Below are 16,806 nucleotides of genomic sequence, written 5' to 3'. Positions count from 1 at the left end.
CCGCCCTTTTCGGGAGTTCAGGGTTACAGCAGGTCGTATTGCTTGAGCTTCTTGCGCAGGGTGCCGCGATTCAGGCCGAGCAGCTCGGAGGCCTTGGTCTGGTTGCCCTTGACGTAGTTCATCACGGTTTCCAGCAGCGGCGCTTCCACTTCGGTGAGCACCAGGTTGTACACGTCACTGACGTCTGCGCCCTCAAGATGGGCAAAATAATTGTGCAGAGCCTTCTCAACGCTGCCGCGCAGGGTTTGCCCCTCTTCGCTTGGCGTATTGAGATGCTGCTTCAAGCTGCTGTTGTCACTCACGGGAGCCATTCCACTTCCTAAAGTCTCAGTCAACATCGTCATGCGGCCACCCCTTCTCCATTGTTATGACGCTCGCTGAAGAACTCGCGAACGTTGGTGCACTGCGCGTCCGTACTGTCCAGACGATTGAATTGGGCGCGGAACTCCCTGGCGCCCGGCAAGGTTGCGAGATACCAACTGACATGCTTGCGGGCAATGCGAACGCCCATTACATCGCCGTAGAAGGCGTGCAGTGCAGCCAGATGTTCAAGCAGAATGCGTTCCACTTCGAGCAGGCTGGGTGCCGGGAGCTGTTCACCGGTACGCAGATAGTGCTCGATCTCACGGAATATCCACGGCCGGCCCTGAGCCGCGCGACCGATTAGCAGGCCATCAGCGCCAGTGGCAGCGAGCACCGTTTTGGCCTTCTGCGGCGAATCGATATCGCCATTGGCCAGCACCGGAATCGACACCGCCTGCTTGATCGCTGCGATGGTGTCGTACTCGGCCTCGCCCATATACAGGTCGGCGCGGGTGCGGCCATGCACAGCCAGCGCGACAATGCCGGCGTCTTCGGCGATCTTCGCCACGGCAATGCCGTTCTTGTTCTCACGGTCCCAGCCGGTGCGGATTTTCAGGGTCACCGGCACATCAACGGCGGCGACCACTGCCTGAAGAATCTCTCGGACTAACACTTCGTCTTTCAATAGGGCGGAACCGGCGGCCTTGTTGCAGACCTTCTTGGCCGGGCAGCCCATATTGATGTCGATGATCTGCGCGCCCATTTCCACGTTGCGCAGCGCCGCTTCGGCGAGCATTTCGGGATCACCACCGGCGATCTGTACCGAGCGTGGCTCGGGATCACCGCTGTGCATCATGCGTAGGCTCGACTTGCGGGTGTTCCACAGGCGCACATCGCTGGTGACCATTTCCGACACCACCAGACCCGCACCCATACGCTTGCACAGCTGTCGAAACGGCTGATCAGTGACCCCCGCCATCGGGGCGAGAATCAGCGAATTTGGCAATGTATAAGGGCCGATGCGTAGCGCCGACATAGGGCTTCCCTGCTCAAGAGACCAGCTGTTGAACAAATAGGAGAGTGCGAAAAAGGGTGGGCATGATACCCGCTCTGGATGACCGGAGAAAGGCTGTTTTGAACAAATTCTGAACAGCTCTGGCCTTATCGCGAAGGGTTTGGTTAGCGCGGATTTTCAAGCAATCCGCGGCATGCAGGCTATTCCGGCGAGTGGAAGCTCAGGCTGTAGTTCACCGCCTGGGTGCCTGGGTCGAGGATGTCCAGGGAGATGTGAATAGGCGTCTGCGGCGGCATTTCCGCGTTGCCAGCCAGCTCGCCAGCGAGGTATTCGCTGGGCTTGAAACGGCGGCTGGCAAGCAGTTGGCCGTTGATGTCGGCAAAGCGCATTTCCAGCAGCGGGAAAGGCTGCGAGAACGCTGCGCGGTTGTAGAGGATGGCATCTACCACCAGAGCACCGCTGAATTCCGGGTGGCTGCGTACCACCAGGTTGCTGCTCTTGACCTGGGTGATGTCGACCTTGGAGGGCAGCTGACAGCCGACTGTCGGGCAGAGTTGCTCGAACCAGGGGCGGTACTGATCCTGGCGCGCCAGTTCATCGAAGTGATACATCACGTACTGCCCGGCCAGGGCGCTGGCCCCAATCAGGTTCAGAAGCCCCCAGCCGATCCAGCGTCCCCAGGGCTTTTTCGGTTGTTGCCAGTCCAGCTGCAGCGGCTCGTCATCCAGCTCGAACAGGTGCTCGTCCCTCAGTTCGGGCTCGCTGCGCGCGGTCTTTTTCGGTGCCGCAACAGTGGGTTCTTCATCAACTGGTTCGTCTGCCCGCGAGCTAAATGGCTCGCGCTCGGCATGCAGTTCGATGTGCTCGATTTCCGGCTCTGGGTGGCGGCGGTCAAGGGCGTTGAGGTCGAGCGGCGGCTCGTCATCGGGCTCGTTGACTGGCTCGGGCGCTACAGGTGTAGACGGTGGAGTCTGCCGCACAGGTGGCGTCAGCGGCTGAGGTTTGACGCTCAGGCTGGCCGCTGGCTTGGTCAGCTCGTCCTGCAGCAGGGCTTCGGCCCAGCGCTCGTCATGCGGGTCGCGCTCAATCGGTTCGGGCGCCAGAAAATTTTCGGCGTATTTCGGTGCGCTATCAATCGCCAGGAACTGCTTGGACAGCTGCTGCTCCTGGGCTTCGAGCTTGGCCAGCTCTTCGTCCAGATCGAGGCCGTCAAGGTCCAGGTCGTCATGAATCCACAGCGTATCGGTTGTTTTGCTGCTGGCAGGCGCGGCATGTGTTGCAGAGGGTGTGCTGGGTGCGGCCGGCTGCGGTGCTGGTGGCGCAAGCGGTTTGCTGGGCTGTGGTGCCGGCGCTGGCGCGGCGGCAGGCACTGCGGGTGGTGGCAGTTGCTGGCCCTGTTCACGAAGCTGTTGCGCAGCATTAAACACATGCAGGCAGGCCCCGCAGCGCACGGCACCATGGGCGGCGCCCAGCTGCGTGAGGTTCACGCGAAAGCTGGTGCGGCAATGGGGGCACTGGGTGACAAAGCTCTGGGTCATGCGGCGATCCGGCTAAACGAGGCGGCTAGTCTAACGCAAGTGCTTGGCAATGCAGCAGCTGTGCGCACTGGGGCGGTTAGCGGCGTACACCACTGATACGCACCCAGCCATCTTTGTCGGCGGTCGGGTCGAGGATAAAGGCGTCGTTATACGCGGCGCGCACCTCTTCGGCCTGCTCGGCAAGGATGCCCGACAGCGCCAGGCGGCCGCCCGGCTTGACCAGGCTGGTGATCTGCGGCGCCAGCGCCACTAGTGGGCCAGCGAGGATATTGGCTACTACCACGTCGGCTGGCTGTTGCGGCATGTCGTCCGGCAGGTAGAGAGGGAAGCGTGCCGGATCGATGTTGTTGCGCCCAGCGTTATCGCGCGAGGCCTCGATGGCCTGGATATCGATATCGGTGCCCACCGCCTGCGGCGCGCCGAGCAGCAGGGCGGCAATTGCCAGGATGCCCGAGCCGCAACCGAAGTCGATCACGCTGCAATCCTGCAGGTTCTGGCCGTCCAGCCATTCCAGGCATAGTGCGGTGGTCGGATGGGTGCCGGTGCCGAAGGCCAGGCCCGGATCGAGCAGCAGGTTGACCGCGTCCGGCTCCGGCGCGGCGTGCCAGCTCGGCACGATCCACAGGCGCTGACCGAAACGCATCGGCTGGAAGCCATCCATCCAGCTGCGCTCCCAGTCCTGGTCGGCGATCACTTCTGCGTGGTGTTCCGGCAATTCGGCGCCGGTCAGCAGTTGCAGGTGAGCAAATACCGCGTTGGCGTCGGTATCGGCTTCAAACAGGGCGAGCAGGTGGGTGTGCGACCACAGTGGTGTGGTGCCCAGGTCCGGCTCAAAAATCGGCTGGTCTTCGGCGTCCATAAAGGTCACCGATACCGCACCGACTTCCAGCAACGCATCTTCGTAGGTTTCCGCCTGCTCAGGGGTTATGGCGAGACGGACTTGTAACCAGGGCATGGGAAACCTCGTGAACGTTGTGGCGGGATGGCGCAAATTGGCGCGCAGCTTACTTGAAGCGGTGGGGCGGCTGCCACCGCTTGCGGTCGGCAGAAACGACAAGGGCCGCCGAATGGCAGCCCTTGTTTGGCATTTCAGTCATGACATCGCGAGCTAGAGCGGGACAAGGCGCTACGTAGTAACAGCCTTTGGCTGGTCAAAGCGCCGAGGAAGCGGAGTTTACGTCTGTAAATGAGCATTCCTCGGGCATTTTTAACGCCCCTTTCTTTTATCGAGAGGGGCCGACGCGCAGCAGGTCATGGGGCTTAGTGCTTATCCATACCCAGTTTTTTCTCCAGGTAGTGGATATTCACGCCGCCTTTGCAGAAGCCTTTGTCGCGGACCAGATCGCGGTGCAGGGGCACGTTGGTCTTGATGCCATCGACGACGATCTCATCCAGCGCGTTGCGCATACGGGCCAGGGCCTCGTCGCGGGTGGCGCCGTAGGTGATCAGCTTGCCGATCAGCGAGTCATAATGCGGCGGTACGGTGTAGCCGCTGTACAGATGCGAATCGACCCGTACGCCATTACCGCCTGGGGCGTGGAAGTGCTTGACCTTGCCAGGGCAGGGCATGAAGTTGTCCGGGTCTTCGGCGTTGATTCGACATTCCAGCGAATGGCCGCGAATAACCACGTCACTCTGCTTGAACGACAGCTTGTTGCCAGCGGCGATGCTGAGCATCTCCTTGACGATGTCGATGCCGGTGACCATTTCCGAAACCGGATGCTCAACCTGTACGCGGGTGTTCATCTCGATAAAGTAGAAGTGGCCATCTTCGTAGAGGAACTCGAAGGTGCCAGCGCCGCGGTAGCCGATCTCGATGCAGGCATCGACGCAGCGTTGCAGCACTTCGGCGCGGGCTTTTTCATCAATGCCCGGTGCCGGTGCTTCTTCCAGTACCTTCTGGTGGCGGCGCTGCAGCGAGCAGTCGCGGTCACCCAGGTGGATGGCGTTGCCCTGGCCGTCGGAGATCACCTGGACTTCCACGTGACGTGGATTGCCGAGGAACTTCTCCAGATAGACCATCGGATTGCCGAACACCGAACCGGCTTCGCTGCGGGTCAGCTTGGCCGATTTGATCAGGTCTTCTTCCTTGTACACCACGCGCATGCCGCGACCACCACCGCCGCCAGCGGCCTTGATGATCACCGGGTAACCGACTTCGCGAGCAATCTGCAGGGCCGTTTCCTCGTCTTCCGGCAGTGGGCCGTCAGAGCCAGGAACCACCGGTACGCCGGCGCGCTTCATGGCGTCCTTGGCCGACACCTTGTCGCCCATCAGGCGAATGGTCTCGGCTTTCGGGCCGATAAAGGCGAAGCCGGAGTTTTCCACCTGTTCGGCGAAATCAGCGTTTTCCGCCAGGAAGCCGTAGCCAGGGTGGATCGCCGTGGCGCCGGTTACTTCAGCTGCGCTGATGATCGCCGGAATATTCAAATAGGACAGCGCGCCAGAGGCTGGGCCGATGCACACCGACTCGTCGGCCAGGCCCAAGTGCATCAGTTCGCGGTCAGCGGTGGAATGCACCGCGACGGTCTTGATGCCGAGCTCTTTACAGGCGCGCAAGACGCGCAGGGCGATCTCGCCGCGGTTGGCGATCAGAACTTTTTCCAACATCGCTGGCTCTCCGTGGATCAAACGATGGTGAACAGAGGCTGGTCGTATTCCACCGGCTGACCGTTCTCGCCCAGGATGGATTCGATCACGCCGCTGGTTTCGGCCTCGATGTGGTTCATCATCTTCATCGCTTCAACGATGCAGAGAATGTCGCCTTTCTTCACGCTCTGGCCGACTTCTACGAAGTTGGCTGACGTTGGGCCGGATGCGCGGTAGAAGGTGCCGACCATTGGCGAGCGCACCACGGTGCCATTCAGCTTGGCGGCAGCGGGGGCGGCGGCTTCAGCGGCGACTGGTGCAGCGGCCACCGGAGCAGCGGCTGGCGCCGGCGCTGGTGCATACATCGGTTGTTGCATAAAGGCCGGCTGCTTGCTGTGACGGCTGATCCGCACGGACTCTTCGCCTTCGCGAATCTCTAGCTCGTCGATACCGGATTCTTCCAGCAGCTCGATCAGTTTTTTGACTTTACGAATATCCATAGTGGTTCAACTCCCGGTGAGGTCAGGGGCGCTTAAGTTCAAGTTGTTCGAGTGCAGCCTCCAGGGCCAGTCGATAACCGCTGGCGCCAAGGCCGCAGATCACTCCCACCGCGACATCTGAAAAGTAGGAGTGATGGCGGAAAGCTTCGCGTTTGTGCACGTTGGACAAATGCACTTCGATGAATGGGATGCTCACTGCCAGCAATGCGTCACGTAATGCGACGCTGGTGTGAGTAAAAGCGGCAGGATTGATCAGGATAAAGTCGACACCTTCGCCTTTTGCGGCGTGAATACGGTCAATCAGCTCGTACTCGGCATTGCTCTGCAGGTACAGCAGATGGTGGCCTGCCTCACGCGCGCGGCGCTCCAGGTCGAGGTTGATCTGCTCCAGGGTGACGGCGCCGTAAACCCCTGGCTCGCGAGTGCCGAGCAAGTTGAGGTTGGGGCCGTGCAGTACCAATAAGGTCGCCATGATCCTTAATCCTTGTTTTTCTACTGGGCAGGACTATGCCGCGACAGCGCAGGGCTGTCCAGTTCTCAGCAATAGTCGACACGATGACCGCAGATTGCGGCAAATATATGACTCGGGGTGTTAAAAACGTTCCCGCGCCGTGCTCAGGCGCGCAGCAAAGGTCGCCGCATCCACCTCACCTACGACACGCAGATCCAGCCATTCGTCACCCTTGGCGTCGAATAGCAGAATGGCCGGCGGGCCGAACAGCTGGTAGCGGTCGAGCAGGGCGCGCTGGGCGGGGTTGCTTTCGGTGATGTCGAAACGCACCAGTTGATAGTCGCCGAGCTGGCGGCCGACTTCCGGGGCGTTGAGCACTTCGCGTTCGATCACCTTGCAGCTGATGCACCAGTCGGCGTACCAGTCGAGCAGCAGCGGCTTGCCGTTGTTCTGTGCGGCAAGCAAGGCGGCATCCAGTTCGGCGGGGGTGTTGATAGTTTGCCACTGACCGGATTGAACCTGAGTGGCTTCGGCGCTGCTGACCATGCGGCCAAGCGGTCGTAGCGGGTCATCCTGGCCTTGCAGTGCGCCGACCCAGGCCACCAGGGCGTAGACCAGCAGCGGCAGGCCGAGCAGTTGCGCGAGTTTCTGGTGATGGGTTTTCGGCGTCAGTTCCAGCGCGCCGAGCCACAATGCGATGCCTGCGGCCAGCAGGCCCCAGAGCGCCAGGCTGACTGGGCCGGGTACGACGCGCTCAAGCAGCCAGATCGCCACGGCCATCAGCAATGCGCCGAACAGATTGCGCACGGTGAGCATCCACGGCCCGGATTTCGGTAACAGAGCACCACCTCCGACGGCGAACAGCACCAGTGGCGCGCCCATGCCGAGACCCAGTGCCAGCAGTTTGAGGCCGCCGCCGAGGGCGTCACCGCTGGCGCTGATGTACAGCAGCGCGCCGGCCAGTGGCGCGGATACGCAAGGTGAGACCAGGACGCTGGACAGCACGCCGAGCGCTGCGGCGCTGAGAACTGTGCCGCCCTGCAGTTTCTGGCTCAGGCGCTGTAACGGGCCGTCGATGGCAGCCGGCAGGCGCAGTTCAAGAAAGCCCAGGCTGGCCGCGCCGAACAGGGCGAAGAAGATCGCAAACGGCACCAGCACCCAGGGCGATTGCAGGCGTGCCTGCAGGTTGAGTTCTGCGCCGAACAAGCCCATCAATGCGCCGAGGATGGCAAAGCTCAATGCCATCGGCAGCACGTAGGCCAGCGACAGCACCAGGCTGCGCATGCCGCCGGGTTGGCCGCGCAGCACCACGCCGGTGAGGATTGGCAGCATCGGCAGCACGCACGGGGTAAAGGTCAGCGCCAGGCCACCGAGGAAGAACAGCGCCAGATCGGTCCAGCTCCAGGGTGTTGCGGTATCCGGCGTGGCGCTGCTGGTCGCTGCAACGCCGCCAATCGCCAGCACTTCGGTTTCCGGCGGGTAGCACAGGCCTTTGTCAGCGCAGCCCTGGTAGTTGACGCTGAGTTTGAAGGGGCGATTGTCCGGGTTGTCGACCGGCACCTCGACATCCAGCACCTCGTAGTACACCTCGACATCGCCGAAGTACTCATCATGCTTGGCTTTGCCGGCCGGTAACACGGCCTGGCCCAGCTGGATATCGGCTGGCTCGCTGCTGAAACTGAAGCGGTGCCGATACAGGTAATAACCTTCGGCGGCGACAAAGCGCAATTTCACAGACTCGCTGGAGCTGCTGATCAGGCTCAGCTTGAACGCCTCACGGACGGGCAGGAAGTCCGCGCTGTTGTTCAGGGGCGCGCCGAGCTGCGCAGGAGCGGGCGGCTTATCGAACAGGCCGGCGCTGGCCGGCAGTACGACCAGAAGCAGAAGCAGGCTGAGTAGACGGTGCATGGCAGGCTCGTGATGGGGGAATCGCCGCATCATAGCGGAGGCGGGAGGCTCAGGGCACGGCCCAGGCTGTAAGCGGTGTTGTCTACAGGCTGGATGGTGCGCGACAGATTGCCGCGCCTGCGGCCGTTCACCGTCTGTTAGACCCTGAACGCCTGCACGGCGGTATGCAGTTGGCCGCCGAGTTGCAGCAGTTGGTCGCCCTGATTACGGCCCTCGCCGATGCGCTGCAGGTTGTCGCCGCCAAGTTGGTGGATGCGCTCGCTGTGCCCGCGAATTTCTCTGACCGCGCCGCTCTGCTGCGCGGTGGCGTCGGCGATGCGCTCGGCCATGCTGGCGATGGTACGGATCGCCACGACGATTTCATCCAGCGCGCCATCGGCGGCTTCCGCCTGGCTGGCGGTGGCTTCGGCGTGTTCGACCTGAGTGCGCATAGCCTGTACCGATTGCAGTGCGGCCTGTTGCAGGCGGCCGATCAGCTCCTGAATCTGCGCGGTGGCGCCGCTGGTGCGTTGCGACAGCGAACGGACTTCATCGGCGACCACGGCAAAGCCGCGACCCAGCTCGCCGGCCCGTGCCGCTTCGATGGCGGCATTCAGGGCCAGTAGGTTGGTCTGCTCGGCGATGCCGCGAATCACCGTCAGCACATTGCCGATGGTCGCGGTTTCCTCGGCCAGGCGTTCGATGGCCTGGGCGTTGCCTTGCACTTCATCAACCAGTTCATGCAGGCCGGTGAGGCTGTGGCCAATTACCTGCTGGCCTTGTTCCAGGGCGCGGTTGGCGTCGCGGCTGGCATCGGCAGCCTGGCTGGCATCGCCGGCAACCTGCTGGATGGTGGCCTGCAGCTCTCCGAGCGCATCGCGGATCTGCGCGGTGTCGCCGGCCTGGCGTTCGGCGCCGCTGTGCAGACCGCCACTGAGATCAGCCAGGGTGCGACTAGAACCGACTACTTGTTCGGCATGCCGGCGAATGGTGCCGACCAAATCGACCAGATAGGCACGCAGACGGTTTAGTGATTCTTCGATATCGCGCAGTTCTTGAGTGCGTGAGTCCAGGCGGATGTCGGCGGCAAAATCGCCTTGCGCCCAGGCGGACAGTGCGGGGACCAAGTGCGTGAGTACCCGTGTTAGGCGTCGCTGGAGGGTGTCGATGATCAGGGCAATCAACAGAATCAGGCCGATCATCAAGCCGAGTATCAGCTGTACTTCACCCTGGATGCGACCATGTTCGGCGCGCACTTGCGGTTCCAGCGCGGCCAGCGCCTGCTGTACCTGATCGATCTGCATGCGCGTGCTCGTGGCCAGAGCGCCGCGTTGTTCGATCAGATTACGGGTGCGTTGCAGTTCGGCCGGGTAGCGGCTGATCAGGTTGGCCAGATCGCGCTTGAGGGCAATACCACGGTCTTCGGCCTCGCTGCTCTCGCTGCTGGCGTCCAAGCCCAGCATGTCAGCAAACGAATCGCTGGACGACTGGCTGGCGTCGGCCACGCCGAGCAGCGGCAGATCAGTGAGGGTTTGCGCCTGCTTACCCAAGGCTGTCAGTTCACGTTCTACTTCGCTGGCCAGCCCGCTACGGCCGCTGCGCACCAGCTTGTCGCGGGCGTGGGCCAGGCGGGTGAGGTGGCGTGCCGCGCTAAACAGCGGCTTGCGGTAATTGGCGGCGGCATTGGCTTCGCCGCTGTCGGCGTATTGCGCGAGCTGCTCCAGTGCTGCGTCCATCTCGCGCTCGGCTTGTAACAGCAGGCCTTGTGGGTCAGCAGAGAGCTTGCCAGCGGCCAGTAGCTCGTTGGCACTGAAGGCTTTGAGTTCAGCGAGGCTGGGACGCAGGTTATCCGCCAATTGCGTGGGTAAGTCAGCCATAGCCTGTTCGAGGCTGTCCAACGATTGCAGGGCTGCGCTGTGGCGCAGCGCGTCGCCGCTTTCCAGGTAGGCGCTTATGTTCTGCGCGGCTTCGCCCTGGAACTGCTGGGACAGGCTAAGGTAGCGCGCCATCAGCAGGTAAGGGCGCTCCAGGGCTCGCTGTGACCACCAGAGCGTGACGGCAAGGGCCACGCAGACGGTAACCAGCAGCAGGGTATTGAGGTTGGTAAGGGATTTCAGGCGCATAAGGCTCGACCGATGACGAACGGTTCGGCCGCCGACGTGGACGTCAAGGCGGCTGCTAAGCCTCAGAATTTATTGCTTTTTCGTGACCGTAATATGACTACGCCGACTGCGTCACAGTTTTCTGCTGAGCGGCCGATGATCGGCCGTGACGGGTGGGATCAGTCGCCCTGGTAGATCGCCACCTGATTGCGGCCGCCGTGTTTGGCCACGTACAGCGCCAGGTCGGCTTGCTGCGACAGCAGTTTGCCGTCCAGTTGCGGCGCCAGTTGGGCGATGCCGCAGCTGAAGGTGCAAGACAGGTCATGCGGCTGCGCGGAATACTGGATTTCGGCGAAGCGTTGGCGGATCTCATCGAGGACCCGGCGGGCCGATTCGGCGTCGGTGTCGGGCATCACCACGGCGAACTCTTCGCCGCCGTAGCGACCGATATGGTCGCTCTTGCGCAGGCGCTGCTTGAGAAACAGCGCCAGGCTTTTGATCACCCGGTCGCCCATGGGGTGGCCGTAGGTGTCGTTGACCTTCTTAAAGAAGTCGATATCGATCATCGCAAAGCTCAGCGGCAGGCCATCACGTTCGGCGCGGAAGCGCGCATCTTCGAGCAGTTGCAGGGTGTGGGTGTGGTTGTACAGGCCGGTCAGGCTGTCACGCACCATGCGCGCCTTGAGGCTGCGCGCGCGCGCTGCACGGTTGCGTACGGTGGCGATCAGGTGGCGCGGCTTGATCGGTTTGGTGAGGAAGTCGTCGCCGCCTTCGCTCATCGCGTCGAGTTGCTTGTCCAGGTCGTCTTCGGCGGACAGGTAGATGATCGGCACGCTGACATAGCGGTCGTTGTGGCGAATCACCTGTGCCAGTTCCGGGCCGTTGCACTCGGGCATGTACATGTCGAGGATGATCAGGTCGGGCTGGAAATCGGCCAAGTGGCTCATGGCCTGGATGGGTTCGATCAAGGTGCGAGTGACGATCCCGGCGCTGTTGAGGACCCGCTCGGTGTGCGTTGCCTGGGCCCGCGAATCGTCGACGATCAGTACCTTGTAGGGCTCGTATTGCGACACGTTAGTCAGCACTTCAATGCGCTCGAACAGGTTCGAGGCATCCAGGCTGCCGGTGAAGAACTCCTGGCCACCCGCGCGCACAGCCGACAGGCGAGTCATGGTGTCGGTGTCTTCAGGGCTGAAGAACAGCAGTGGGATCGTGTGTTCCAGGCCTTCCTGCACGCTTTTGGCTAATTGCAGGCCGCAACCGGGGCCGGAGAAGTCGACTTCCATCAGGATCGCTGCCGGATGGCGCTCAAGCATGGCATTGCGAAACGCGTTGGCGCTGTCCAGGGCAATCGCATTCATGCCGAAGAACTCCAGGCGTTGTACTAGCTGTTCGGCCCGCTCCAGGTGTTGCAAGGCCAAGTACACCGGCTTGCGCAAGGGTGGCAGCACGGTTTGCTCAAAGCGATCGCCATGCCTCAGGCCCGTGCGTGACAGACGTTGCAGCAGCTGGTTGAGCTGGCTGATCAGCTCGCTGTTGAGGCGGCCGCGGTTGTCGGTCACCAGTTGCAGGCAGCTGTCGATTTCCAGGGCCAGTTGGCTGTGTTCGGCTTGATCGAAGCGCTCGGCATAACGCTGCAACAATTGCGTTGCCTCGCGCAGCTCACCCATGCCGGCGTCATTCCACTCGCTGCGCTGCAGGCGCTGCCAGACTTCCAATACCTGACGCGCCTGATTGATCACGCGCTGGGCAAAGTGCTGCTTGAGGCGGTCGCGGCTAGGGTCTTCTTGCTCGATCATGGCCCGTTTTCAGTAAGGGCAGCGCAGGGCTACGGGTGATGGCTTAGTGCTAGCAATGCTAACACTCGTTTGAATTATTGCGAGTGCCGTCGATCTATTGGCGTCGGCCTTCTGTCTATAGCATCACAGATACACCATTGGCATAACCGGCGCTAAGTTTGCCGTTCGCCGCTGCGCAGTCGGCTGCGCTTCCCTTATAGTGCAAGGCAGTTGCGCAACCCTGCTTGAGGGTTGTGGTCAAACTAACAGCCGCCGGGTGATGCAGCCGGTCGCGAGTTTGCTACTTGGGTAACAAAAGGACATTGCCATGCTGGATTGGAAAAACCGAACGGCCGAAACGCGCACTGGCGCCGCAGACACCGCCACCACCTCACCGAATCAATCGACAGGACGCACGGTTATGCGCTTGGTCGCAGGCCTGCTCGGGCTTTACCTGGTCGTGGCGCTGGTGGTGGGCTGGTACTGGAGCCAGGAGCCCGCGCAATTTTCCGTACAGCAACGCGCCGAAGCTGCGGCTCAGGCTAGCGGGCGCAAGCTGGTGAATGGCTACACCACAGTGGAGACCCTGAAGCAGGTCGCTGGCACTTTGCTCAACAAGCCAGGCGGTTACCTGGCGAACGACCTCGCTCCACCGGGCCTGTGGCTCGACAACATGCCGAGCTGGGAGTTTGGTGTGCTGGTGCAGGTGCGAGACATGTCCCGTGCGCTGCGCAAAGACTTCACCCGCTCGCAGTCGCAGTCGACCGAAGACGCCGACCTGGCCAAGGCCGAACCGCGCTTCCACTTCGACCACAAAAGCTGGGCGTTGCCGGCCTCTGAGGCGGAATACGCTGAAGGTATCAAGTCACTGGATGGTTACCTAGAGCGCTTGGGCGACCCGAGCAAGGGCAATGCCCAGTTCTACACCCGCGCTGACAACCTGAATAACTGGCTGGGCGACGCCGCCACGCGTCTGGGTTCGCTGTCGCAGCGCCTGTCCGCCAGTGTTGGTCAAGTGCGTCTGAATACTGCAGTGGTTGATCCAGCGCTGGCCGATAGCGTGGCCCAGGCCGACTTTATCGAAGGCGTGAATTACGAAACGCCGTGGCTGCAGATCGACAACGTGTTCTACGAAGCCCGTGGGCAGGCCTGGGCGCTGGCGCATTTGCTGCGTGCGATTGAAGTGGATTTCGCCGATGTGCTGGCGAAGAAGAACGCCACCGTCAGCGTGCGCCAGATCATTCGCGAGTTGGAAGCGGCCCAGGAGACTTTGTGGAGTCCGATGATCCTCAATGGCAGCGGTTATGGCCTGCTGGCTAACCATTCGCTGGTGATGGCCAACTACATCTCGCGGGCCAATGCAGGGCTGATTGACCTGCGCCAACTGCTGTCGCAGGGTTAAGCGGTGGCCTGGTCCGAAGCCGAGGTGGCGCACCGCGCCGCCTCTGATGCTGAGCGCATCGCCTGGGTTGACGAGCAGGACCGTCCGCTCGGCGGTGTACTGCGCAGTGAACTGCGCGAGCGGCACTTGCTCGGGCGCGGCACCTACATCCTGTTATTCAACAGTGCCGGCTTGCTGTGCGTGCACCGGCGTACCCTGAGCAAGGCGCTGTACCCTGGTTACTGGGATGTGGCAGCCGGCGGCATGGTGCTCGAAGGCGAGAGCTACGCCGAATCGGCCGCGCGCGAGCTGGCTGAAGAGCTGGGGATCGAAGACGTGCAGTTGGTCGAGCATGCGCATTTCCTCTACGACGCGCCGGAAAGTCGCCTGTGGTGCATGGCCTACTCGGCGGTGTCCGATGCGCCGTTGCGTTTGCAGCCGGAGGAAGTGCTGGAGGCGCGTTTTATCTCCATCGACGAGGTGCTGGCCGAAACCCAGCACCTGCCCTATTGCCCCGATTCGCTGGCCGCCTTGCAGCGCTATCTGGCAGCCACTCGCTAAGCCCTCGATACCGGCCGAACCCCGCGTCAGCCCTGGCTTTGTGCAGGATATCCGGACGTTTTGTTCGGCATCCTGAACAAGGTCGCCAATCCGCCGATTAATGGCGCATTTTTACACTTAGCAGTCGCGGCTTTTGCCGTTACACTGCGCCGCCTTCAAGCCCTGGCCGTGTATCGCCAGGGTGCGCTGCCCCTGCCAGAGTGGGGCTTCGCGGTCGACCCCGAGCACTCAGTCGACCAGTCGCTATCCTGACCCCTTCGAGGACAAACCGGTGGTCAAGAAAGCTTCGTCATTCGCCGCACTCAGCGGCCTGGTGTATTCCACCGACAGCGGCCGGCATTGCCCGGACTGCAGTCAGCCGGTGGATGCCTGCACCTGCAAACAGACCCTGATCCCCGACGGTGATGGCATCGCCCGCGTACGCCGCGAAACCAAAGGTCGCGGCGGCAAGACGGTGACCACCATCAGCGGTGTCCCGCTGGCCGAGGAGCCGCTCAAGGACCTTGCCAGTGCCCTGAAGAAACGCTGCGGTTGCGGCGGTTCGCTCAAGGATGGGGTGATCGAGATTCAGGGTGACCACGTCGAGCTGCTGATGGCCGAGCTGATCAAGCACGGTTTTAAAGCCAAGAAGTCCGGCGGCTGATCCCGTCTTTTCTAAACTTCCTCGGCGGACCTTGGGTCACAGCTGAGTAATCGTCATTTCCAGACTTTAATCTGTACGCGTCTTGGCTGTGCCAAGGCCACTATCGCCAGCAAGGGAGACATCGATGTCTGCACGACGCACACGTAAAGATGACGGCAGCCAGTGGACCGTAGCGGACAGCCGCAGCGTCTATGGTATTCGCCATTGGGGCGCGGGTTACTTCGCGATCAATGACAAGGGCCGTGTCGAGGTGCGCCCGAATGGCCCGCAAAGCACGCCAATTGACCTCTACGAGCAGATTGATGAGCTGCGCTCCAGCGGTTTGTCGCTGCCGCTGCTGGTGCGTTTTCCGGACATTCTGCAAGACCGCGTGCGCCAGCTGACCGGCGCATTTGATGCCAATATCGCGCGTCTGGAATACCAGAGCCCTTACACCGCGCTGTACCCGATCAAGGTCAACCAGCAGGAAGCGGTGGTGGAAAACATCATCGCCACGCAGAACGTCTCCATTGGCCTTGAAGCCGGCTCCAAGCCCGAGCTGATGGCCGTGCTGGCGTTGGCGCCGAAGGGCGGCACCATCGTCTGTAACGGTTACAAGGACCGCGAATTTATCAAGCTGGCGCTGATGGGGCAGAAGCTCGGTCACAACGTATTTATCGTGATCGAGAAAGAATCCGAAGTGCAGCTGGTGATCGACGAAGCGGCCGAGCTCAAGGTCGCGCCGCAGATCGGCCTGCGCGTGCGCCTGTCCTCGCTGGCCTCGAGCAAGTGGGCTGACACCGGTGGCGAGAAGTCCAAGTTCGGCCTCTCAGCGGCGCAGCTGCTATCGGTGGTCGAGCGCTTCCGCGCGGCCAAGCTGGATCAGGGCATCCGCCTGCTGCACTTCCATATGGGTTCGCAGATCGCCAACCTGTCCGACTACCAGCACGGCTTCAAAGAAGCCATCCGCTATTACGGCGAGCTGCGTGGTCTGGGCCTGCCGGTCGATCATATCGACGTCGGCGGTGGCCTGGGTGTGGATTACGATGGCACCCATTCGCGTAACGCCAGCTCGATCAACTACGACATGGACGACTACGCCGGTGTCGTGGTCGGCATGCTCAAAGAGTTCTGCGATGCCCAGGAGCTGCCGCATCCGCACATCTTCTCGGAAAGCGGCCGTTCGCTGACCGCGCACCACGCCATGCTGGTGGTGCAGGTCACTGACGTGGAAAAACACAACGACGAGATCCCCAAGATCGAAGACGTCACCAGTCTGCCGGAAACCGTGCGTTATCTGGTCGAGCTGCTCGGCCCAACCGATATCGAAATGGTCACCGAGACCTACTGGCGCGCCACGCACTATATGAGTGACGTGGCCACTCAGTACGCTGACGGCAAACTTAGCCTGACTGAGAAGGCTTTGGCCGAGCAGTGCTATTTCGCCGTATGCCGCCGCCTGCACAACTCGCTCAAAGCCCGTCAGCGCTCGCACCGTCAGGTGCTGGATGAGCTCAACGACAAGCTGGCCGATAAGTACATCTGCAACTTCTCGGTATTCCAGAGCCTGCCGGACACCTGGGCCATCGGTCAGGTGCTGCCGATTCTGCCGCTCAACCGCCTCGACGAAGAGCCGCTGCGCCGCGCCGTGCTGCAAGACCTGACCTGCGACTCCGACGGCAAGATCCGTCAGTACGTCGATGAGCAGTCGATTGAAACCAGCCTACCGGTGCACGAAGTGCGTGAGGGGGAGGATTACCTGCTGGGGATCTTCCTGGTCGGTGCCTACCAGGAAATTCTCGGTGATATGCACAACCTGTTCGGTGACACCGACTCGGTGAACATTTACCAGAACGCCGATGGCAGCGTGTACCACGCCGGTATCGAGACCCACGACACCATCGAGGACATGCTGCGCTACGTGCACCTGTCGCCGGAGGAGCTTATGAACCACTACCGCGACAAGGTCGCCAGCGCCAAGATCAGCCCGCGCGAGCGCACCCAGTTCCTCGACGCGCTGCGTCTTGGGCTGACCCGTTCGTCCTACCTATCTTCATAAGCTTGCACTGAATACAAAAG

Annotated in this window: 15 protein-coding genes; 5 read left to right on the top strand and 10 right to left on the bottom strand. The window is 61.8% G+C overall.

The annotated features are described in order from the left end of the window. Window positions 1-23: 23 nt before the first annotated feature. The 10 genes from fis to HBN63_RS10750 form a co-directional block, all read right to left on the bottom strand. The gene (gene fis, locus HBN63_RS10795; RefSeq protein ID WP_090249568.1) at window positions 24-344 is read right to left on the bottom strand and encodes a DNA-binding transcriptional regulator Fis; all 321 of its coding nucleotides are present in this window, start codon (window positions 342-344) and stop codon (window positions 24-26) included. Beyond that, entirely contained in the window at window positions 341-1,339 is a 999-nt protein-coding gene (gene dusB, locus HBN63_RS10790) for a tRNA dihydrouridine synthase DusB (RefSeq protein WP_170049412.1), read from the bottom strand. Before dusB ends, fis begins: the two co-directional genes overlap by 4 nt. A gap of 179 nt (window positions 1,340-1,518) precedes the next feature. Next, a complete protein-coding gene (locus HBN63_RS10785) occupies window positions 1,519-2,856 on the bottom strand; it encodes a DUF3426 domain-containing protein (RefSeq protein ID WP_170049411.1) in 1,338 nt (445 codons plus the stop codon). Between the two features lie 76 nt (window positions 2,857-2,932). Beyond that, window positions 2,933-3,811, bottom strand: coding sequence for a 50S ribosomal protein L11 methyltransferase (gene prmA / locus HBN63_RS10780; protein WP_170049410.1), 879 nt, complete (start codon window positions 3,809-3,811; stop codon window positions 2,933-2,935). Window positions 3,812-4,116: 305 nt separating this feature from the next. Then, on the bottom strand, window positions 4,117-5,466 hold the full coding sequence (gene accC / locus HBN63_RS10775) for an acetyl-CoA carboxylase biotin carboxylase subunit (protein WP_160085621.1): 1,350 nt from the start codon (window positions 5,464-5,466) through the stop codon (window positions 4,117-4,119). A 17-nt stretch (window positions 5,467-5,483) separates the two neighbouring features. Continuing rightward, complete coding sequence (gene accB / locus HBN63_RS10770; protein WP_160085620.1) at window positions 5,484-5,945, bottom strand: acetyl-CoA carboxylase biotin carboxyl carrier protein; 462 nt, start codon at window positions 5,943-5,945, stop codon at window positions 5,484-5,486. A gap of 22 nt (window positions 5,946-5,967) precedes the next feature. Beyond that, a complete protein-coding gene (aroQ, locus tag HBN63_RS10765; RefSeq protein ID WP_160085619.1) occupies window positions 5,968-6,417 on the bottom strand; it encodes a type II 3-dehydroquinate dehydratase in 450 nt (149 codons plus the stop codon). Window positions 6,418-6,537: 120 nt separating this feature from the next. Further along, entirely contained in the window at window positions 6,538-8,304 is a 1,767-nt protein-coding gene (locus HBN63_RS10760; RefSeq protein ID WP_170049409.1) for a protein-disulfide reductase DsbD, read from the bottom strand. Window positions 8,305-8,441: 137 nt separating this feature from the next. Further along, the gene (locus HBN63_RS10755) at window positions 8,442-10,406 is read right to left on the bottom strand and encodes a methyl-accepting chemotaxis protein (protein ID WP_170049408.1); all 1,965 of its coding nucleotides are present in this window, start codon (window positions 10,404-10,406) and stop codon (window positions 8,442-8,444) included. A gap of 158 nt (window positions 10,407-10,564) precedes the next feature. Continuing rightward, on the bottom strand, window positions 10,565-12,184 hold the full coding sequence (locus tag HBN63_RS10750; protein ID WP_090249544.1) for a PleD family two-component system response regulator: 1,620 nt from the start codon (window positions 12,182-12,184) through the stop codon (window positions 10,565-10,567). 400 nt (window positions 12,185-12,584) lie between these two features. On the opposite strand from HBN63_RS10750, the gene HBN63_RS10745 reads away from it, so the two are divergent. The 5 genes from HBN63_RS10745 (at window position 12,585) to speA (ending at window position 16,786) form a co-directional block, all read left to right on the top strand. After that, the gene (locus tag HBN63_RS10745; RefSeq protein WP_262498935.1) at window positions 12,585-13,565 is read left to right on the top strand and encodes a DUF2333 family protein; all 981 of its coding nucleotides are present in this window, start codon (window positions 12,585-12,587) and stop codon (window positions 13,563-13,565) included. A gap of 3 nt (window positions 13,566-13,568) precedes the next feature. Continuing rightward, the gene (locus tag HBN63_RS10740) at window positions 13,569-14,105 is read left to right on the top strand and encodes an NUDIX hydrolase (RefSeq protein WP_170049406.1); all 537 of its coding nucleotides are present in this window, start codon (window positions 13,569-13,571) and stop codon (window positions 14,103-14,105) included. 60 nt (window positions 14,106-14,165) lie between these two features. Then, window positions 14,166-14,357 carry a hypothetical protein gene (locus HBN63_RS21870; protein WP_090249535.1) on the top strand — a complete coding sequence of 64 codons (192 nt, stop codon included), beginning with the start codon at window positions 14,166-14,168 and terminating at the stop codon, window positions 14,355-14,357. A 19-nt stretch (window positions 14,358-14,376) separates the two neighbouring features. Then, a complete protein-coding gene (locus HBN63_RS10730; RefSeq protein WP_167142876.1) occupies window positions 14,377-14,748 on the top strand; it encodes a translation initiation factor Sui1 in 372 nt (123 codons plus the stop codon). Between the two features lie 124 nt (window positions 14,749-14,872). Then, complete coding sequence (gene speA / locus HBN63_RS10725; RefSeq protein ID WP_170049405.1) at window positions 14,873-16,786, top strand: arginine decarboxylase; 1,914 nt, start codon at window positions 14,873-14,875, stop codon at window positions 16,784-16,786. Window positions 16,787-16,806 lie beyond the last annotated feature (20 nt).

The sequence above is a fragment of the Pseudomonas sp. WS 5011 genome (genome assembly GCF_012985775.1).
Taxonomy (GTDB): domain Bacteria; phylum Pseudomonadota; class Gammaproteobacteria; order Pseudomonadales; family Pseudomonadaceae; genus Aquipseudomonas; species Aquipseudomonas peli.
The sequence above is the reverse complement of the archived record's forward strand: the minus strand, read 5'-3'. Positions and strand labels throughout refer to the sequence as shown.